Below are 17,519 nucleotides of genomic sequence, written 5' to 3' on the forward strand. Positions count from 1 at the left end.
CCTGCATGCCTACTTCGTGACCGGTGCACGCGTTCAGAGCGGCAGCGTCGAAGCCACTGTCGTTCCGCTGAAGAAAGGCTGAGCGCCATGGCCTTCGGAACTCAAGACGAACCCGATGAGGTGATGAACGAGATCAATATGACGCCGCTCGTCGACGTCATGCTCGTACTCCTGATCATCTTCATCATCACAGTTCCGGTGATGAAACATGCGGTCAACATTGATCTGCCCCGCGCCAGGAGCGAGCCGGAGCAGACCAAACCCCAGAACATCCTGCTCAGCGTGGCCGCGGATGGCAGTTACTACTGGAACGACCAGAAGATCGAGGATGCCGCACTGACGGGCCGACTGGCAATAGAGGCTGCGAAGGATCCACAGCCGGAGCTGCACATCCGCGGCGACAGGGCGGTACGCTACGAGCGCGTTGCGCAAGTCATGTCGGCGGCACGCGAAGCCGGCGTTCGCAAGATCGGCTTCGTCACAGAACCAGAAGCCAAATAGACCAATCATGGCGCCGAACAAAAGGCTCATGCTGCGCTCGAATCGGCTGCCAGTCTTGCGGTGTGCGGACTCCCAGCCGGTGGCCGACTTCGAGGCCGATCCGCAGGCTGATCGAGTCCAGCTGACTTCTCTTTACATTCAAGGAGCTTCCATGAAACGTCCTCTCGTGTTCACACTCACCGCTCTGAGCTTTGTTATGGCGCACGCCCAGGTCACCGTGACCGACCCGTGGGTACGGTCGACAGTGCCGCAACAGAATGCGACCGCGTTCTTCGTCAAACTCATGGCGGCCAAGGACACGCAACTCGTCGCCGCGAGCTCGCCGATCACACCGGTCGCAGAGATCCATGAAATGGCGATGGACGGCAACATCATGAAGATGCGGCAGATCCCGGCGCTCGACTTGCCTGCAGGCAAGATCGTGGAACTTACGCCGAGCGGCTACCATGTGATGCTCATGGACCTGAAGCAGCAGGTGAAGACAGGCGACACGATTCCTGTGACGCTGGTGTTTCGAAGCAAGGATGGCGAGCGCCAGACCGTCGAGGTCAAAGCGCCGGTACGCCCGCTGAATGCGGCCGCGCCGTCGGCGACGACGCAGCCGTCGCCGACGCAGATGCACATGCACATGAACTGAATCGGCAGTGATCCGGCATCAGCGTCGAAAATGAGGCTCCTTGCCCTTGCCGCCCTCTGCTGTGCGGCGCATCTTTCGCCGGCGGCGGCGAGGGCGGCGTCCGCCGCCGACGCGGCCGATTCACCCTGGGTCAGCGCGCGGGCGACCGCGCTGCAGGAGATCCCCGAGCGAAGCGACCTGCCAACCTTGTACCGAGCGCCGGACGTCGCAGGCCGGACGGTCCGGCAGATCGTCCATCCGTCGCTGGACGTCAGTGTCGCGCGCCTTCACTTCAGCAATCGATACGGGCGCGCGCCCTTGGTCCTCGGCGAGGTTCGCATCGCGCGCTCTGCGAGCGCGGTGAAGGCAGAGACGTTCCCGGGCACCCGCCTGACCTTCAGAAGCCAACCCACCGACGGCATGAAGTCAAGCCTCGATGCGGCGCTGCGCGACCCCGGCGCGCCGGCGCAACTGCAAACCCGCTACGACAGCGGCGACCACATCCACCCGAGCGACGCCGGCTACGCTGCCATGGCCGACGCGGTACCGCGCGACGCCATGCACCTCACCAAACATCCATGACTCTGCAAACGAACCCATCCTCCCTGGCCGCTTGGCTGAAGATCGCTGCAGCCGCTGCCGCGATCGGCTGCGCGCTCTGTTGGAGCAGCGCATCGAGAGCGGCCGACCGCGTCATCGTGCTCGATTCGGCGCAAGCACAGCTGACGCTAATCGACGCATCGACGCACAAGGTCGTCGACAACCTGCCGACGGGCAAGGAGCCGCACCATCTGCTCATCACGCCCGACCAGCGTTCGCTGATCGTTGCAAACTCCGTGTCCAACAACCTGATGCTCGTCGATCCGCGCACCGGCAAGCTCCAGCGCCGTATCGACAACATCGACGACCCCTACCAGCTGGGCTTTTCGCCGGACCACAAGTGGTTCGTCACCGCGGGGCTGCGGCTCGACCGCGTCGACATCTATCACTATGACGGCCAGAACTTCGCGTTAGCGACGCGGGTTCCGCTCGCGAAGACGCCAAGTCACATGACCTTTTCGTCGGACAGCCAGACCGTCTTCGTCACCCTGCAGGGCTCGGACGAACTGGCCGCGATCGACTTGGCGAGCCACGCGGTGCGCTGGCGGATGCACGTGGGTGACACGCCGGCGGGCCTCTGGATGACACCGGGTGACAAATACCTGCTCGTCGGCTTGACCGGCGAAGACGGCGTAGCTGTGATCGATTGGCGCAAACAGCAGGTCGTCAAGAAGATCCAGACAGGTCGCGCGGCGCACAACTTCCGCTCACTCAGCGATGGCAGGCATGTGGCGGTCAGCAACCGGGTCGCCAACACGATCAGCATCCTCGACTTCGACACCCTGACCAAGGTCGATGACATCACCGGCCTGCTGCCAGGGCCCGACGACATGGAGTTGTCTGCCGATCGGCGCTACTTGTGGGTAACCTTCCGCTTCGCCAGGCATGTGGGCATCATCGACTTGACCACCCGCAAGCTGGTCGAGACGATTCCCGTCGGACGCTCCCCGCACGGGATCTTCTTCGCCGACCGCGCACCGGTTCTTCCGCCCAACGCGGACTGAAGTGCCGGGTTTTTTCGCCAGCATGCATGGCTCTCAGTCGAGGAAGCATTCATGATTCAGGACCTCATTGCGCGCGCCGACAACGCGATAGCCGGGCTGCAGACGCTGTTGTATGCCGACGTCGTGCAGCCAGTGTTCTTCCGGCTCGGCCTGATGCGTTACGACGAGGATATGTACGATGCGCTGTACTGGGTGATCGTCGGCGCGCTGCAGGTTCTTGCCGCCTTCCTCGTCCTGCGCCCGCTGGAGGCATGGCGGCCGGTCGAGAAGTGGGCCGACCGCCGCGCGCTGCGCGCCGACGTGATCTACACCTGGATCGCGAAGTTGGGGTTTCTCAACATCGCGTTCTTTTTCCTGCTCCAGCCGCTGTTCAATCGCTGGCAGAGCCTGATGACCATCTACGACCTGCCGCATGTCGACATCGACGAACTGCTGCCAAGCCTCACGGACCAGCCGGTCGCATCCTTTCTGCTCTACCTGGTCGTGCTCGATTTCGCAGGCTACTGGTATCACCGCTGGCAGCACCGTTTCGGAATCTGGTGGGAGTTGCACGCGGTGCACCATAGCCAGCGGCAGATGTCGTTGTGGACCGACGACCGCAATCACTTTCTGGACGATATCGTGCAGGCAGCTTTCTTCGCCTCGATCTCGCTGGTCATCGGCGTTGCGCCTTCGCAGTTCGTGCTGCTGGTCGCCATGGGTAATTTCATGCAGAGCGTGCAGCACGTGAATGCACGGTTGCCCTACGTCCCGTTGTTGCGGCGCCTACTCGTCTGCCCCGCCTTCCATCGGCGCCACCATGCGATCGGCTCCGGTCATGAAGGCGCGCATCACGGCTGCAATTTCGGTGTGTTGTTTCCGTGGTGGGACATGATGTTCGGGACGGCGTCCTGGGTTCACACGGTCGAGCCGACTGGCATCGGTGATCAGTTGCCAGCGCCCGAAGGAATAGGCCGCAGCTATGGCAGCGGCGTGTGGGCGCAGCAATGGAGCGCATTGGCCCGGATCGGCATGCGCTTGCGCTTGCTGTGGGTGTGCACAGTTCATGAGCTTTGGTCCTAGTTGTTGATCTAAAGCTGCTCACCGTTCGTGAGCTGTGCCCCGTGGGCGAGGCCTGTGGCATGCTCTGGGCGGTGTCCACCGTGTCCGGACGTTCACCCACGGCGGCTGAAGGGCACTCCGGTGCTTGAGCCAACAACCTCCTCAGCACCGCCCGTGCCCGGCGAGGCCGCCGAGAAGGCAACTTCAGTCTTGGTGGCCGGGTCTATCACGCAACAGCGCGAAGCAGCCACGAGCCGATGCCCTTGCTGGCAGCAATGACCAGGGCGGCCAGAGCAAGATGTTTGCCGATCTCGGCCGCAACGGGCACGCCGCGTTGTCTCGCGAGCATCGCTGTCATGACGCAGAGGATGGTGTTGCCCCACAAAATCGCGGCGATCACGGCGATCTTCACGGGTGCCAGAGCGACAATCAGCACAAAGCTCAGCGCCAAGGCGAACCGAGTGGCGAAGTTGGTCAATGTGGCGCGAAAGGCGGCACGGCCTTCGATGTGCTCGGACTCCTGATAGATGTGAATGCTGAGCGAGTCCGAGAGATTGTCGGCAACGGCGAAGATCAGGAGGCCAGCGATGATCGTCAAGCGCGTGCTGTTCGCCGCGTCCAGGCCGGTGACCAGGGCCATTCCGGTGACGACTGCCGAGGTCGCCCCGTAGCTGAATTGGCGTAGATCCGCGTCGCGGTCCATCAGCGCGAGCGTAGCGCATTGCACCGATGGCTGGAACCGACGCCGATCGCGCGTGCGGTGTAGGACCGACGGACCGACAGAGCCGTTGCTCAGAGATCACGCAAGGTCGAAGCGATCAAGGCTCATCACCTTGTTCCAAGCCGCCACAAAGTCACGCACGAACGCCTGCTGCGAGTCGCTGCACGCATAGACTTCCGCGAGGGCTCGCAGTTGGGAGTTCGACCCGAAGACGCGATCAACGACGGTGCCCGTCCACTTGAGTTCGCCCGTCGCCCGATCGCGCCCATCCAACGCGCCTTCAGATGTGGCGGACTTCTGCCACTTCGTGTTCATGTCGAGAAGATTCACGAAGAAATCATTGGTCAGTGTTTCGGGTCGCTTGGTGAAAACACCGTGCTTGGACTGCCCGAAGTTTGGCGCGCATGCCACCAACCAGAACCGTCATCTCGGGAGCCGTCAGCGTCATCAATTGCGCCTTGTCCACCAGCAGCTCAGCCGCCGATTCCTCGAGTCGCTTGCGCAGATGGTTGCGGAACCCGTCCGCGGTCGGCTCCAGTACGGCGATCGAGTCCACATCGGTCTGCTCCTGCGACGCATCCATGCGCCCCGGCGAAAAGGGAACCTTCACGTCGTGGCCGCCCTTCTTGGCTGCTGACTCGACGCCTGCGCAGCCGCCCAGAACGGAGGGGAAATGTATGAGATTTCATAACCAACGGTGTTATGAGCGAAAAAAGGCCTTAGCCCGGCATGCCCTCATCTCGGCCTGCCGAACAGCCACCGCTTCTTTCTGCGCTTCAACGATCGTGGAGACACTGGCCGTCCGACAGGACGATGACCCCATAGTCGACGTCGGGCGCCTCGCGAACCGTGGAAAGCACGACGTCGCTGGTGTGCGCGCCGGCGAGCACTAGACTAGGTCTAAGCGGCGAGCACGCGCGCGATTCCAGCCCTGAACACATCCGCCGCCGCTGCCGCATTGGCTGCACCATCCAGTTGCAATCGAAATAGGCGGTCGGAAAACAGCCGGGCGACCAGCGCAAGGAGTTGAAGGTGATCGTCCTCCGCGCCGTCCTCGGGCACCATGATGACCAGCAGTTGGGAGACCGGCTCCCCGTCCAGCGCATCGAAGAAAATTGGCAGCTTGGCGCGCATGAACAGAGTGATCGGTCGAGAAATTCCGCCAATCCTTGCGTGCGGAATCGCCAAGCCTTCGCCGAGGGCGGTCGATCCCACCTGTTCCCGCCGCCAGAGCGCGCGTGAGAGTGGCGCCGGGTCGAGCCCGCGAGCGCGACCGATCGCCGCGGCCGCGACCTCGAGTGCGTGCGGCCGGTCCCGGACGTCGACGTCGAACAGGATGTCCTGGGGTTGTAGCCATCCGGCGATGCGGGTGATGTCGCTGACCGTCGAGCCGTCCCCTTGTCGTGCGCTTGCCTCCCCGTGCCGTCCGCGCGAGTCTTGGCTCATGCGGATCTGTCGCGACTCGCCGTGTACGACGACGCCGTGAATCGGGCCGCTCGAGGTGACGATCGTGACAGGCACGTGAGACATGCGAACGAGCTTGTTCGCCAGCGTCGTCGCCTTGAACACGCCAATCGCCGTGTGGCCCGGAGTGCCCATGACGACGGCATTGCAGTCGTTTTCCGCGATCGCCTGACAAATCGTCGGCGCAACCTCGCCCACCTTGACCTGCGCCACGTAGGTGGCGCCGGCATCGTCCAGGATGCTGCATGCCGGTCCCAGCGCGGCTTTCCCGCGTTCCTCTTCGAGCTTGTGCAACGCATCCAGCGACCGGTACGCGCATGCGCGCCCCTGTTCCAGCGGGGCCTGAACATTCAAGAGCACAACTTGCGATACGCGATGTTCCTTGAACATGGAAGCAGCGAAACGTACTGCGCGCAACGCCTGCTCGGAGTCGTCAACCGGCACCAGAACCTTCAGCATATCCACCACCTTGGAGCTTTGCCCCGTAAGCCTACAAGCGCAATACTGAGAAGAGTCGCGCAAAAACGGTGTAAAGATTTCCTGATCGGCCTCGAAATGCTGCCCTTGCGCGAAGTGCAGTACCGCGGCCGCACGCTGGCCGAGTTAGAGCCGGCTTGCGCGCGAGTGCGGGGTCGAGGCGTCGAGGCGTCGAGGCGTCGAGGCGTCTCCATTCTTGCCCAGATCCCCGGCGTCGTTGCATCCGGTGACTCGCGACAGTACTGTATGAACCGGGACCTGCTGACCACGATGGTCAGACATCGTTGAGACCGCCTGTTCGACGAAGGGCTCGATTCGACGGCGCTATGAACCCCGAGGGCTTGCTCGTCCAAGTGCGAGAGGGGTCGACACCTAGACTAGGCCGCAACACGAAATCACGCCCGCACATTCCACGCCTTTGCTGCCCTTCGCAAGGGAAGCCAACTGCACTCTTCGAGCGAAGGCGTGCTGGTGCTGCAGAAGTGGACAACATCTACGTCGGGACCGCGCGCCTACCCGAACTGTTACACGGCGCAGGCAGGCAACGTGCTGCCGCTCTTGACTGCTGGGCCACCGGTTTACACCGGTGCTCCCGTTCTCGGCAATGACTACGTGCTGCCTGCCAATTGGAGGGGTGACGTCATCTTGCACCGGGACAGGATGTTGGCCTGCTCGCCGGATCAGGTTCTAACCGTCGAAGCCTGGGAGATGTCCTGAAGGGGCCTTAAGCGTTTGGGAGACCCAGGGCCGATCGCTACCGGTTGGCAGTCCAGCCGGGTCCAGCTTCTTCGCCCAGGGCAGGGACAGGTCATTCCCGAGATGCAGGCAGAGGCGGACAGTCTTCACGTTCGTGCACTCCCGGAGCAGTTCTCCGAGAACGGATGCGCGCAGGTTGTACGTGCTTTCGGCCAGCGCGCGCGCTTCGGCCAGCGGCTGTCGCACCCCGACTTCGCTCAGCAGCTCCAGGAACGCGCGCTCCGGTGCAGAGACTTTCGGGCCCGTTCTGCGTTCGAAGGGACTGACGCGTATTTCATGTTGCCGGCGTTCTGCATGACGACCGCGTCGCTGCTGAAGATCTGCTTGCGGTGGTGCTCCGCCGGGAAAGCATCTGTGAACCATGCGGGCAACTTGGCCGACTTGAGGCCGTACAGCAGGAGCCTGGGCTCCTGGGCGACGTAGTGGCGCACGCCATGCCAGTCCAACGCCGCCTTGCCACCGACGTGCAGGCCGGAGATCTGTCGCTGAAGAAGGGCCAGGCAGGGGTCGCGGAGCAACGGGGCCCCTGGTCGGGTGTACACGCCGCGCGCAATACGCCGGAGCCATCCCGCTCGAACGTAGTGACCGGCCAGGTCGGCGGAGACGCGGCGAGGTCCTCGCTGGTGACGGGCGTGCCGTCCGAAAGCCGCGCGAGCAAGCCCTTTAGTATTGTCCGAGTTGTCGTAGCCACGTGCCGATTGTTCCGACACTTCAAAGCGAGCGCAAGGCTCGGTACGATGGCCGTTTCGGCATCAACCCCCAGCTGCGGGTTTGCAGGAAATCCTATCGCTTGAGTTGAAGGTGACGCTCATCCGCATCTGCGCCGCGATCTAGCGCTGAGCCAGGAAACTCCCATAACATGGGCAGATGACCCGAGACGATGAAGAGCAACTCTTGGCGTTTAGCGCCGAACAACGCGCCCATTTCGATGAGGCGGCATGGGTGAAGCTTGCCGAGACCGGCCCTGTCAGCCGCGACGAGGTTGTTGCCACGGCACTGTTTCTCGGCGGGGGATACTGGTACGGCCACGAGGAGGCGCTGTACCGCGTCGCTGAACGCCTGGCACCAGGTTCCGTCGGCCACTTTGCCGATCGAGCAAGAGCCGTCCAGTTCAATTGCAGCCGCTTCGACAGCATGCTGAAGACCCGAATCGCACATGAATCACGCCACGCCTGAGCTCGCGGCAGCGCTTTCGACAATGCTCGACCGGATCGACGAACGACACGGCCGCAGTCATCCTCGCGGTGGGCCGCTTGCTTCTTGCTTCCTCGCGCGTGCGGCCGCACTTGCTACAGCTTGAACCTAAGCGACTGATTGTCTTGGACTTCCGGGTCCGCTTGAAACAAAGCGTGCATCTCCAGCCAGCGCGTTGGCTCTGGCTCGATCTCCATGTGCCTCGCGACACGAAGCAAGCGCTTCATGTTGAGCGAAGTCAGGTCGGTGTCCAAGGGTGGACGAGTCATCCGGCTTCGGGTCGACGCGCCGAGATAGATCCAGTCCAGAAGCGCCTTCTCTGGCGTGGCGCGCGGATAGTCGAACCTCTGGTCACGCACGTCTTCGCGCACTTTGGCATCAGCGCCGTCCATCACGAGCCGCGCCGGCATGGCGAAGAAGCGGAAGGTGCCGGCCTGAGTCCGGCGCTCACCCACCTGTGGATTCGTCCAAGATGGATCGGTGGGGATCACGCAGGTGATGGTGTCGTCGAAGTTGTAGGTGATCCCTTCCTGCTCGAGTACTCGAGACTCACGACGCTTCGGGCGCGCACGTATTGGGCGGCCGCAGCCGGGCACGCTGGCGTGCCCCATACAGATCGATATGGCCGGGCAGCGGGTCTCCGCCCCCGGGCAAGTGCTCCGCCGCCTCGGCCCACGGCGGCACGATCGTCGGGAGGGGCAGGCGACCATGCGCCCGGCGTGGGATCGAGCTGGAGATACCGAAAGCCTGACCGGCGACGGGCGTCGCATCCTGCTGGGGGCCGATTATTCGGCTTGCATCGCCTCGAATCCGACCTGAAGATCCGGTCATCAAGCAGGAGTACGCAATGCCTGAATCGCCAACCAGTCCCTTCGTCGAACCCGGGGACACTACCAACGTCGAACCTACGGCAGCTGTCGACGGTGACGTGCCGGCCGCGTATGAAAATCTCGAAGACAAGGGAGGTTGCCTAACGGTTCGCGTCAGGCGGCCGGGCGGCGGTTCGGTCCCGGTTCGCATCGCGAGGGAAGCAATGGAAGATCACTTCGGCGCCGGGCGAGGCGAGAAAAGCCTCGCCGATGCGTTCATCGCGCACAGAGAGGCCATCCTTGCCAAGGTGGCCGAGCTGGCTCCGTCGGGCGACTTGTACACGACCGAGAACCCGATGCGCCTCGACGTCGACGATTTTGACTAAACCTTTGGACTGGCGCCGGGAATCAGTTCCCCGCTGCGGCTGACCACACGGCATTTCAGCATCGCGGCGAGCAACTCATCGCGCCCGGGTCCGAGCACGCCCCGCAGCCGGGGCAGAAGCCGGCTCTCAAGCATCCTGAGGAGGAGGGCGCGGACACGAAAGAGACGGATGACACGTCCGGTGCCAAAACTGTCTGAATCGCCTGCGAGTACTCCAGTCTCGCCCGACGTCGCTGGGGCGCAGCTCCGAAAGGCAAAGCAGCCACCAGAACGGTTGGTCGCGAGCGCTATGTGAGCATGCTCTCTGTCGCCTGTGCCTTCGGCCGGTCAACCTTCGTCGGGCCTTGGTGTCTTCGAATCCATCATCCGCGCCACGGCGCTCGTCTGCGCTGCTCCCGCCCGGAAGTAACCCGTCACGGTGTCCGCGCTTCGATGCCCGGTCATGGCCATGGTCTCCTGCAGGGGCATGTTCTGCCGGCCCGCCTCGGTGACGAATCCGGAGCGCAGGGAGTGCGCCGAGAAATCACCGCCTACGCCGGCGAGCGCGCAACGGGCCTTCACGATGTCGCGGATGGCCGTTCCGGTGAGGCCGTCTTCGCCTAGCCTGCCGGCCTTGTTGATCCGACGGAAGAGGGGGCCCGAGCTGATCCCGCTCGCCTTTAGCCAGGCGTCCATCGCAGTGGCGGCCGAGCCGACAACGGGCTTCACGTCCTCCGCGCGCACCTTGCCGTTGTGGTTGGTCTTGGAGTGCGCCAGCGTGTAGAGGTAGGCCCCTTCGTCGACCCGCCGCAAATTCTCGAAGACCGCCTCCGAGACTTCAGATCGTCGACGGCCACCAGAGGCCCAGGCGAACAGGAGGAGGGCGCGGTCGCGCTTGCCTCTCAGCGAGTCGTCGCAGGTCTCCAGCACCGCCTCCAGCGGCTCCTTGGTCAGCGCGCGCTGCTTGTGGGGCAGAGCGCTGCGTTTCGCGTAGGCCTTGCGGGTCTTGCTGAGCAGGGCCTTCACCGCGGGGTCGATGCACGGGTTGAGCTGCTTGGCCAGGTGGTGGGCCATCGACAGGACCGAGATCCGGTGCATGAGCGTGTTCAGGGCCGGCGCGCCGGGCTTGCCTTTGAAGCCGGCCTCGACCAGGGCTGCATCGATTTCCGGCGGCAGCTGGTGCACCAGGCCGGCCTTGGTCGAGCGCTCGGCGTGGTCGACGACGAACTGGACGACGACGGGCACCGGCACCGGCAGCTCCATCTGGCGGCCGTAGCGCGCGCCGAACCAGGCGGCCCAGTAGCGCATGGCCGTTCGGTACGAGATACGGGTGTTGTCCGACTCGCCCTCGGACATCAGATCGTGCGCGGCTTCCTCGGCCATCTCGGACAGCTGGCCAGGATCCAGCAGCGCGTGGTTTCGCCTGAGGGGCGTCAGACCGCCCGGCGAGGGAATGGGTCCGGCCGGCTGCATAGTGAGTTGGCGCATTTGCTTTCAACCAAGCGAGGGACTGTTCCGCTCGCGCTATCCAAGCGGGGGGATGCGTTCGGTCCAATTCTCGTCGCCCGTTTCGTCTCCGGAGAAGCGCAGGTGCCTTCGCAAGATCTCATTGCCCCGTAGGTCTACAGCTCGATCGAGGATCGCCTGTGCGTCATCGAGTTTTCCATGGCGTTGAAGGCCGAAGAGAAACTCCGACGTCGAGGTGACCGCAACGTCATCGGGCAATCGAATCAGGAAGTTCTGCTTGCGAACCATGCTGTCCTCGAACACGAGGATTGCACCGAAGTCAGCGTTCTCAAGCTCCCGCGCAAGGACCTCTGCGGCCGCTTGTTCACCGCGATCTTTCGTCTTGGTCAGAGGGTTTACACTGCGCAGCACCTCGAACTCCTCGAACACTTCGGTGCTAGCGATCCGCACGCGCAGGGGTTCGTTGGCGCGGATCCAGTCAGCCACCTCTCGCGCGCCCGGCTTGTCGAGGTCACGGATGACTTCGAACCGGACCATATCGGGAATGATCACCGGCAAGCCGAGGATGAGAAGAGCGTCGAGCGCGGCACCGGCGGCGAGCGTAATTAGGGGACCGGAATCCGTGACGATGAGAGCGAGAGGCTTCATTCGCCACCGCGCAAGGCGCGCTCAAAAAGTGCATCCTGCTCGGGCCGGCGCTTTGGGGACACGCGCGGGAGTGCCAGGCCGCGTTTGCCCAGTTCGATTAGCACCTCGCCATATGCGAGGCCAGTCGAGCGCGAGAGTTCTCGCCAGGTCAGCGTCCCCTTCGCATAGAGCCCCAAAAGCAGTTCGACTTGAAGCCGATTCTGCGACGCGGCTCCTGCATTGGGCGCGGCGGGGGTGAGGATGCCCACGGCCCGGCCGTTGCGGGTGATCGTGACCGGACCTTCCCCAGGCAGGGACGCTAGGAGCTCGCCGAGCCTGGACTTGGCTTCGGAAGCGGTGATCTCGCGAATAGCGCTCATGTGGAGATGCTAGCCCAGTCAGGCAAATTGAACAATTCAGGCAATTTGGGCGGTGCGGTGCGGCGTGCCGCTGGCTCGCAACGGACGTCAGCGCGGCCTGAAGGTAATGGCCGACTGATCCCAAGCAATAGGCGTTCTTTCCACCAGGGGCGCACTGCAGTCGCAACGGTAGGCCCGCAGATAACTGGCCCTTATTGAGGGGGAAAGATTGCGGGGCAGGGCGCCTTGAATCGGAGGAGTGCGACGGTCGACACATGAGCGAAATCCCGGGAAACCGGTAGCCGCGGAATCCAGGAAGCCGATGTCCGGGCGGCGCCCGACCAAGGGCTCGCCGAGGGCCTCAGGCCCACGGGACCGAGAGCTGATATTGCCTCGCTGGGTCACCGGTTGGCGGGCGCGCGGCCTCTTCGGGTCTTTCGGCGGGCGACCTGCCCCCTCCTGCCGTGCCATTCAAAAATCACGAGGCAGTCCAGGACGACGAAGAAGGCCGGTGTCATCTCTGATCTTCGAGTGACAGGAGAAAGCTTGCTTGCAGTTGGAACCCGCTGCTGACGGCCAGCCCATCCGCCGAGCGGGCGACCTAGGGGCAGGCGCTCCTGTCAAATGTTGCGGGTCCGCTTCGGTGCGATGAACGACCGACCGCTGCCATCCAGACCGGCATTCGATGCTTCCTAGCGCGCCCGTGTTCTTAACCTAGCAGCCCCCCCAGCGTTCAGCCGGCGAACAACTCGACCCGGCCGCTGCGAATCAGCCGGCCGACCGGTCCGATGTAGTCATCGAGCCGGCCACCATCGAGTTCACCGCCGGGCGCGACCCTGTCGCGCATCGAAAACAACAAGCTGTCACCGACCTTCGGCGTACTTGCGCGCGTGATGATGGGCCTGGGGATCGACTGGGTCGAGCTCACTGCGCCAAAGACCCCTGAGCCCGGCGAACGGCTTGTGAGCTTCGCAGAGCCGGGTGACGGCGATAAACGCACGGTGCGCGAATCGACGGCCGTCGTGCTGCACTCGCATGAATCGGCACTCTCGCTGCAGTTGCTCGTTGATGTGCGCACGCGCGACCTCGAAGCCTCCGGCGGACTGATCGGTCATCGCGGCGAAGAGTTCTGCTACGTGCTGTCGGGCAAACTGGCGCTGCATCTCAAAGGCCAGGCGACGCGCGTGATGACGGCCGGGGCGAGCGCGCTTTTCGACAGCGCCACACCGCACGCCTACGTGGCCGCTGGCTCGGGCGGAGCGAAGATTCTCATCGTGGTGAATCGGCAGTTCGGCATGCTGGGCGGCGATCGAGGCGAGTCTGTGCCCGCCTGAGGCTCGAGGTCTTCCGAATTTGCAAAAGTCTGTACCTGGACGCCGATGATGACTTGGCCAGGGCCATCCGGGCGCTGACCGCCGAGATGCGCGGCGCCTTGGCGGCCATTAAGATGGACGCTGACGGGCTGCCGAAGGAGCGGTTGGTCCTCGTGCGCGGCCTGTTGCCTCCCGTTTATCGGGCCGACCTGTTGGCCAGCCGGATGCTGGCCAACGCCGGGGCCCAATCCCTTGCGCTTGCAAAGCGGTCTACATCGGCTAACGCCGGGCCCTGCGCCTACCTCGGCCACTCGAAGCGCATCGCCTCGATGAATCGCTTCAGCTTCGGCGGCTGGAGTCGGGCCTGCGGGTAGACCAGATAGACCGGCAGGGCGGCGGCCTGCCAGTCGGGCACCAACTGGATCAGGCGGCCGTGCGCGAGGTCCTCGGCCAGCAGCCAGGTCGACCCCACGCACACGCCCATGCCCCTCACGGCGGCGCTGCGTAGGGCGTAGAGACTGTCGGTGCTCAGGCGCGGGCGCAAGGCGACGCGGCAACTCTCGCCGCTTTTCGAATGCGACAGCAGGATCTCTGTTCGGTAGAAGGTGCGCAGTGCGAGCCAAGGCAGTGCCGCGAGTTCGCGCGCTTGCGTCGGTGCCGGCAAGTCCTCGAGCACTGAAGGCGCAGCGACCACGATGCGGGGTACCTCGCTCAGCTTGATGGCGACGAGGCCGAGGTCGTTCACTTCACCGACCTGAATCGCGCAGTCGACCCCCTCGGCGATGAAGTCGGGGCGCCGGTCGTGCAGTAGCCATTCGACGCTCACCCGCGGATAGCGCTGGACGTAGGCGGCTAGCGGCCCGACCAGCAATTCCTGGCCGAAGGCGTGCGGCGCCACCACGCGCAGCATGCCTTCGGGTTCGTGCTCGTCACCCCGCAGGTCGGACTCGAAAGCCTGCCAGCTCTCGATCAAGTCCCTGGCGCGCTCGACACAGCGCTCGCCGTCCTCGGTCAGCTTCATCGCGTGCGTGGAGCGGCGCAGCAGCCGCACCCCGAGCAAGCGCTCGAGCGCCTGCAGCCGGCGACTGACGGTCGGCTGCGTGGTTCGCATCTGCGCCGCCGCGGCCGACAGGCTGCCGGCCTCGACGATATGCACGAAGGTCTTCATCAATTCGATGCGATCGGACGAGGCGGCGACGGAGGAGGGGAAGGTGGACGGGGTCATGGTCGCAACTTTCTTGTATACGCAAATCGTATAACTGTTGTGCACTCGTCGCGGCTACCAGCGGGAAGGAAGTCGGCTCAAACTAACACCGTCCTATCAATAAAGGGTTTGTACCATGTCTTCTATTCAAACAGCGCATGCAGGTGCTGCCCGCGATGGCGAGGCGACCGCAGCGCAAATGCCGCCTTTGCTGGTCTTGCTGCTCGCCAGCGGCGCCGGCCTCGCGGTGGCGTCGATCTACTACAGCCAGCCGATGCTGGGCGTCCTGGGCGCCGACATTGGCGCCTCGACCCGTGAGGTGGGTCTCGTGCCCACGCTGACGCAGCTGGGCTACGCGCTCGGTATCCTGCTGCTGGCGCCGCTCGGCGATCGCTTCGACCGTCGTCGGATCATTCTCGCAAAGGCAGCGGTGCTGTGCGCGGCCTTGCTGCTGGCCGGTGCGGCACCCGGCATCGGGCTGCTGCTGGTGGCCAGCCTCGCGATCGGCCTGGCCGCCACCATGGCACAGGACATCGTGCCCGCCGCGGCCACTTTGGCACCCGAGTCGCATCGCGGTAAGGTGGTCGGCACGGTCATGACGGGGCTGCTGCTCGGAATCCTGCTGTCGCGCGTCGTGAGTGGCTTCGTGGCCGAGCATTTCGGCTGGCGCACGATGTTCGTGGTGGCGGCGGCCAGCATCGCGCTGATCGGCGCTGCGGCTTGGCGCGGTCTGCCGCGCTTCCGGCCGACGACGAAGTTGGCCTACGTTGCGCTTCTGGGCTCGCTGGCCGCGCTGTGGCAGCGCCATCCCGGCCTGCGCCGGGCGACGCTGGCGCAGGGGCTTCTGGCGATCGGCTTCAGCGCATTCTGGTCGACGCTGGCCGTGATGCTGCACGGCGAGCCCTTCCATCTCGGCAGCGCCGCGGCCGGTGCCTTCGGGCTGGCTGGTGCCGCCGGCGCGCTGGCCGCGCCGCTCGCCGGCCGGCTGGCCGACAGCCGCGGTCCCGAACTGGTGACGCGCCTCGGCGCCGGGATGGTCGTGGTGTCGTTCGCGGCAATGGCGCTGATGCCGCTGCTGTCGCCCCACGCGCGGCTGTGGCTGCTGGCGGCCAGCGCCATCGGTTTCGACCTCGGTGTGCAAGCCACGCTGATCGCGCACCAGACCATCGTCTACGGCATCGAGCCCGCGGCCCGCAGCCGGCTCAACGCCGTTCTGTTCACCGGCATGTTCATCGGCATGGCTGCCGGCTCTGCGCTCGCCGCGCTACTGCTGCCCCAATGGGGCTGGATGGGAGTGACCGTGCTTGCAACGGCATCGGGCGTCAGTGCGCTGGCGACGCGCCTGTGGCCTGCGCGGCGGACGGGCTAGCCCAGGGCTAGCCCCAATACTCATCACGTAATGATTTGAATCGTCTCATTGAAGACGACTGACTCCAGGGGCTTGGCATGACGTCGTCGAAGCGGCCAGTTGCTCATCTTTCGTTTGACGCCGCGCGGATTGCGACGCCCGCTACGCCTGGCAACGCGCTCCTGCAAGATCTCCTCAAGCACGCCCTCATGGAACGCTTTCCTCTGCACAGGGGGGAATAGCGTTGAAGGCGGGGAGTTTGCGGGACAGCCGGTCGGGATCCACATTCGCCTTTAGCCCCGCCTCGTGCATCAGCGCGCGCACCGCGAAGCGGGTCATCAGGAGCCCGTAGAACTCCTGGCACACCAGGTCCGGGGTCTTGCTTCGCAAGACGATCCGGGCCCCGCGCAGGTGGGTCTTGAGTTCGTCCAGGGCTGCTTCGATCTCCCAGCGCTCGTGGTACAGCGCGGCCGGCTCCTGGGCGAGGGCTTGTTGTGCGTTCAGCACGCTGGTGACCAGGCGATAGATCGGCTCGGCTCCGGCCACGCCCTCCAGGCGGTACTCGATCACGCGCAAGACAATTGCGTTGGTCTGGTGTCGGCGATCGCGCTCGGACGGATAGATGCGACTCAGGTAGGAGCCATCGGCCAGTCGCCGCTCGCAGGAAAAGCGCATGTTCTTGCGGGTCCTCCACAGCAGCTGTACCTGCGTGGCGAGCGCCTCGCGCCACATCTCGAAGCCTAAGAATCCCCGGTCGGCCAGGCACAGCATCGTGCTACCCGCACACAACGAATACAGCGTCCTGCAACTCATCGCCGAAGTCGGGACCGACCTCACGAAGTGGCCCACTGACAAAGACTTTGCCGCCTGGACGGGCCTTGTCCCTGGCGGCCATCAAAGCGACAAACGAAAGCGGTCGGCCAAGCGAAGTCGCAATCGTGCCGGCAGGATCTTCTGCGTGATCGCGCGAAGCCCGGCCCGCGGCAAGGACATCGCCTTGGGCGGCTTCTACAAGCGCATGGCCGCACGTCGCGGCGGCCTGGCCGCAAACATCGCGCTCGCACGCAAGCTCGCCGCCTTGTTCTGGCGCGTGATGGTCAAGGGCATGCACTACGTGGAGCAAGGCCTGCAGCAATACGAAGCCAAGGTCCTCCAGACCAAGCAATGATCCCTACGCCGACTCGCCCATGAACTCGGTCAGCGGCTCGTGCCAATGTCCAATTCAGCGCGAACCGCGAACCCATCTGTAAATAGCGCCAACTCATGAACGGTGACGTTGTCATTCAGGTTCATGGAAATCGATCGGGTCCCAAGGCGGAGCGCGACGTCGCGGCCCCCCCGGGGCGAGTCGCATCTCGATCGACAGGTTGCGTCTGGCGATCACAACAGCCGGGAAACTCCCTTGTTCGCAGAGAGTATCGCCCGTGCAGCGGCGGCGCCAAATCGCGCGAGCTTTGTGCTCTCGTCACTCGCCGGTGAATTGACCGAGTTGGAGGGCGAGGCACTCGTCGTTGGGAAGGTTGAAAAGTTAGCGGCTCCCGATGGCTCGAGTGAGAACGGGTCGTCGCGACCTCGGCGACAGACGAGGTCGCCGTACGTGCGATCGCCACGATGGGGCGGCCCACCCCGCTCGACGGAGCGGGTGACCTGCGGA

The 17,519-nt window shown here is 64.3% G+C and carries 19 protein-coding genes and 2 pseudogenes; 10 read left to right on the forward strand and 11 right to left on the reverse strand.

Features of this window, described 5'->3' with window-relative positions; all coding sequences use genetic code 11:
• Positions 1-87: 87 nt before the first annotated feature.
• The 5 genes and pseudogenes from AC1DNF_RS08625 to AC1DNF_RS08645 all read left to right on the forward strand — a co-directional run bounded on the left by AC1DNF_RS08625 (position 88) and on the right by AC1DNF_RS08645 (position 3,783).
• Complete coding sequence (locus tag AC1DNF_RS08625; RefSeq protein ID WP_478148160.1) at positions 88-501, forward strand: ExbD/TolR family protein; 414 nt, start codon at positions 88-90, stop codon at positions 499-501.
• A 151-nt stretch (positions 502-652) separates the two neighbouring features.
• Positions 653-1,138: a copper chaperone PCu(A)C gene (locus tag AC1DNF_RS08630; protein ID WP_478148161.1), complete on the forward strand. Its 486-nt coding sequence runs from the start codon at positions 653-655 to the stop codon at positions 1,136-1,138.
• Positions 1,139-1,552: 414 nt separating this feature from the next.
• Positions 1,553-1,699, forward strand: a pseudogene (locus AC1DNF_RS08635) (SGNH/GDSL hydrolase family protein); the annotation flags it as partial.
• Positions 1,696-2,721 carry a YVTN family beta-propeller repeat protein gene (locus tag AC1DNF_RS08640; protein ID WP_478148162.1) on the forward strand — a complete coding sequence of 342 codons (1,026 nt, stop codon included), beginning with the start codon at positions 1,696-1,698 and terminating at the stop codon, positions 2,719-2,721. The pseudogene AC1DNF_RS08635 and the gene AC1DNF_RS08640, both read left to right, overlap by 4 nt.
• A gap of 51 nt (positions 2,722-2,772) precedes the next feature.
• Positions 2,773-3,783 carry a sterol desaturase family protein gene (locus tag AC1DNF_RS08645; protein ID WP_478148163.1) on the forward strand — a complete coding sequence of 337 codons (1,011 nt, stop codon included), beginning with the start codon at positions 2,773-2,775 and terminating at the stop codon, positions 3,781-3,783.
• Positions 3,784-3,988: 205 nt separating this feature from the next.
• On the opposite strand, the gene AC1DNF_RS08650 is transcribed toward AC1DNF_RS08645, so the two are convergent.
• The 5 genes and pseudogenes from AC1DNF_RS08650 to AC1DNF_RS08670 all read right to left on the reverse strand — a co-directional run bounded on the left by AC1DNF_RS08650 (position 3,989) and on the right by AC1DNF_RS08670 (position 7,890).
• Complete coding sequence (locus tag AC1DNF_RS08650) at positions 3,989-4,465, reverse strand: hypothetical protein (protein ID WP_478148164.1); 477 nt, start codon at positions 4,463-4,465, stop codon at positions 3,989-3,991.
• A gap of 96 nt (positions 4,466-4,561) precedes the next feature.
• Positions 4,562-5,147 (reverse strand): annotated as a pseudogene (locus AC1DNF_RS08655) (peroxidase family protein); the annotation flags it as partial.
• Positions 5,148-5,383: 236 nt separating this feature from the next.
• Positions 5,384-6,406 carry a PTS sugar transporter subunit IIA gene (locus AC1DNF_RS08660; RefSeq protein ID WP_478148165.1) on the reverse strand — a complete coding sequence of 341 codons (1,023 nt, stop codon included), beginning with the start codon at positions 6,404-6,406 and terminating at the stop codon, positions 5,384-5,386.
• Positions 6,407-7,111: 705 nt separating this feature from the next.
• Complete coding sequence (locus AC1DNF_RS08665) at positions 7,112-7,453, reverse strand: type IV toxin-antitoxin system AbiEi family antitoxin domain-containing protein (RefSeq protein ID WP_478148313.1); 342 nt, start codon at positions 7,451-7,453, stop codon at positions 7,112-7,114.
• Positions 7,378-7,890: an AbiEi antitoxin N-terminal domain-containing protein gene (locus tag AC1DNF_RS08670; protein WP_478148166.1), complete on the reverse strand. Its 513-nt coding sequence runs from the start codon at positions 7,888-7,890 to the stop codon at positions 7,378-7,380. The genes AC1DNF_RS08665 and AC1DNF_RS08670 overlap by 76 nt, the downstream gene beginning before the upstream one ends.
• Positions 7,891-8,047: 157 nt before the next feature.
• On the opposite strand from AC1DNF_RS08670, the gene AC1DNF_RS08675 reads away from it, so the two are divergent.
• Positions 8,048-8,356: a hypothetical protein gene (locus tag AC1DNF_RS08675; protein ID WP_478148167.1), complete on the forward strand. Its 309-nt coding sequence runs from the start codon at positions 8,048-8,050 to the stop codon at positions 8,354-8,356.
• 113 nt (positions 8,357-8,469) lie between these two features.
• Here the strand turns inward: AC1DNF_RS08675 and AC1DNF_RS08680 are convergent, their stop codons facing one another.
• On the reverse strand, positions 8,470-8,985 hold the full coding sequence (locus tag AC1DNF_RS08680) for a hypothetical protein (protein ID WP_478148168.1): 516 nt from the start codon (positions 8,983-8,985) through the stop codon (positions 8,470-8,472).
• 236 nt (positions 8,986-9,221) lie between these two features.
• Here AC1DNF_RS08680 and AC1DNF_RS08685 point away from each other — a divergent pair, with 236 nt between their 5' ends.
• Complete coding sequence (locus tag AC1DNF_RS08685; RefSeq protein ID WP_478148169.1) at positions 9,222-9,569, forward strand: DUF1488 family protein; 348 nt, start codon at positions 9,222-9,224, stop codon at positions 9,567-9,569.
• Positions 9,570-9,895: 326 nt separating this feature from the next.
• On the opposite strand, the gene AC1DNF_RS08690 is transcribed toward AC1DNF_RS08685, so the two are convergent.
• The 3 genes from AC1DNF_RS08690 to AC1DNF_RS08700 are packed head-to-tail and all read right to left on the reverse strand — an operon-like array spanning position 9,896 to position 12,021.
• Entirely contained in the window at positions 9,896-11,035 is a 1,140-nt protein-coding gene (locus tag AC1DNF_RS08690) for a site-specific integrase (protein WP_478148170.1), read from the reverse strand.
• A gap of 36 nt (positions 11,036-11,071) precedes the next feature.
• Complete coding sequence (locus tag AC1DNF_RS08695) at positions 11,072-11,662, reverse strand: hypothetical protein (RefSeq protein WP_478148171.1); 591 nt, start codon at positions 11,660-11,662, stop codon at positions 11,072-11,074.
• Complete coding sequence (locus AC1DNF_RS08700) at positions 11,659-12,021, reverse strand: type II toxin-antitoxin system Phd/YefM family antitoxin (protein WP_478148172.1); 363 nt, start codon at positions 12,019-12,021, stop codon at positions 11,659-11,661. Before AC1DNF_RS08700 ends, AC1DNF_RS08695 begins: the two co-directional genes overlap by 4 nt.
• An 872-nt stretch (positions 12,022-12,893) precedes the next feature.
• On the opposite strand from AC1DNF_RS08700, the gene AC1DNF_RS08705 reads away from it, so the two are divergent.
• A complete protein-coding gene (locus AC1DNF_RS08705; protein WP_478148314.1) occupies positions 12,894-13,334 on the forward strand; it encodes a cupin domain-containing protein in 441 nt (146 codons plus the stop codon).
• A 277-nt stretch (positions 13,335-13,611) separates the two neighbouring features.
• On the opposite strand, the gene AC1DNF_RS08710 is transcribed toward AC1DNF_RS08705, so the two are convergent.
• Positions 13,612-14,538 carry a LysR family transcriptional regulator gene (locus AC1DNF_RS08710; protein ID WP_478148173.1) on the reverse strand — a complete coding sequence of 309 codons (927 nt, stop codon included), beginning with the start codon at positions 14,536-14,538 and terminating at the stop codon, positions 13,612-13,614.
• A gap of 115 nt (positions 14,539-14,653) precedes the next feature.
• Between AC1DNF_RS08710 and AC1DNF_RS08715 the strand changes: the two genes are divergently transcribed.
• Positions 14,654-15,886 carry an MFS transporter gene (locus tag AC1DNF_RS08715; protein ID WP_478148174.1) on the forward strand — a complete coding sequence of 411 codons (1,233 nt, stop codon included), beginning with the start codon at positions 14,654-14,656 and terminating at the stop codon, positions 15,884-15,886.
• A 186-nt stretch (positions 15,887-16,072) separates the two neighbouring features.
• Here AC1DNF_RS08715 and AC1DNF_RS08720 read toward each other — a convergent pair whose 3' ends face one another.
• Positions 16,073-16,636, reverse strand: coding sequence for a transposase (locus AC1DNF_RS08720; protein WP_478148175.1), 564 nt, complete (start codon positions 16,634-16,636; stop codon positions 16,073-16,075).
• Between AC1DNF_RS08720 and AC1DNF_RS08725 the strand changes: the two genes are divergently transcribed.
• On the forward strand, positions 16,539-17,033 hold the full coding sequence (locus AC1DNF_RS08725; protein ID WP_478148176.1) for a transposase: 495 nt from the start codon (positions 16,539-16,541) through the stop codon (positions 17,031-17,033). The two genes, AC1DNF_RS08720 and AC1DNF_RS08725, sit on opposite strands and share 98 nt — an antisense overlap.
• The last annotated feature ends 486 nt before the right edge of the window (positions 17,034-17,519 follow it).

It is taken from the genome of Variovorax sp. 01T432 (genome assembly GCF_056398605.1).

What these genes read in the sequence shown, in the direction of transcription:
- AC1DNF_RS08720 (WP_478148175.1), bottom strand. Translation starts at nt 16,636, where the DNA reads ATGCTGTGCCTGGCCGACCGGGGATTCTTAGGCTTCGAGATGTGGCGC.
- AC1DNF_RS08705 (WP_478148314.1), top strand. Translation starts at nt 12,894, where the DNA reads ATGATGGGCCTGGGGATCGACTGGGTCGAGCTCACTGCGCCAAAGACC.
- AC1DNF_RS08645 (WP_478148163.1), top strand. Translation starts at nt 2,773, where the DNA reads ATGATTCAGGACCTCATTGCGCGCGCCGACAACGCGATAGCCGGGCTG.
- AC1DNF_RS08715 (WP_478148174.1), top strand. Translation starts at nt 14,654, where the DNA reads ATGTCTTCTATTCAAACAGCGCATGCAGGTGCTGCCCGCGATGGCGAG.
- AC1DNF_RS08640 (WP_478148162.1), top strand. Translation starts at nt 1,696, where the DNA reads ATGACTCTGCAAACGAACCCATCCTCCCTGGCCGCTTGGCTGAAGATC.
- AC1DNF_RS08710 (WP_478148173.1), bottom strand. Translation starts at nt 14,538, where the DNA reads ATGACCCCGTCCACCTTCCCCTCCTCCGTCGCCGCCTCGTCCGATCGC.
- AC1DNF_RS08650 (WP_478148164.1), bottom strand. Translation starts at nt 4,465, where the DNA reads ATGGACCGCGACGCGGATCTACGCCAATTCAGCTACGGGGCGACCTCG.
- AC1DNF_RS08725 (WP_478148176.1), top strand. Translation starts at nt 16,539, where the DNA reads ATGTTCTTGCGGGTCCTCCACAGCAGCTGTACCTGCGTGGCGAGCGCC.
- AC1DNF_RS08630 (WP_478148161.1), top strand. Translation starts at nt 653, where the DNA reads ATGAAACGTCCTCTCGTGTTCACACTCACCGCTCTGAGCTTTGTTATG.
- AC1DNF_RS08700 (WP_478148172.1), bottom strand. Translation starts at nt 12,021, where the DNA reads ATGAGCGCTATTCGCGAGATCACCGCTTCCGAAGCCAAGTCCAGGCTC.
- AC1DNF_RS08675 (WP_478148167.1), top strand. Translation starts at nt 8,048, where the DNA reads ATGACCCGAGACGATGAAGAGCAACTCTTGGCGTTTAGCGCCGAACAA.
- AC1DNF_RS08625 (WP_478148160.1), top strand. Translation starts at nt 88, where the DNA reads ATGGCCTTCGGAACTCAAGACGAACCCGATGAGGTGATGAACGAGATC.
- AC1DNF_RS08660 (WP_478148165.1), bottom strand. Translation starts at nt 6,406, where the DNA reads ATGCTGAAGGTTCTGGTGCCGGTTGACGACTCCGAGCAGGCGTTGCGC.
- AC1DNF_RS08695 (WP_478148171.1), bottom strand. Translation starts at nt 11,662, where the DNA reads ATGAAGCCTCTCGCTCTCATCGTCACGGATTCCGGTCCCCTAATTACG.
- AC1DNF_RS08680 (WP_478148168.1), bottom strand. Translation starts at nt 8,985, where the DNA reads ATGGGGCACGCCAGCGTGCCCGGCTGCGGCCGCCCAATACGTGCGCGC.
- AC1DNF_RS08690 (WP_478148170.1), bottom strand. Translation starts at nt 11,035, where the DNA reads ATGCGCCAACTCACTATGCAGCCGGCCGGACCCATTCCCTCGCCGGGC.
- AC1DNF_RS08685 (WP_478148169.1), top strand. Translation starts at nt 9,222, where the DNA reads ATGCCTGAATCGCCAACCAGTCCCTTCGTCGAACCCGGGGACACTACC.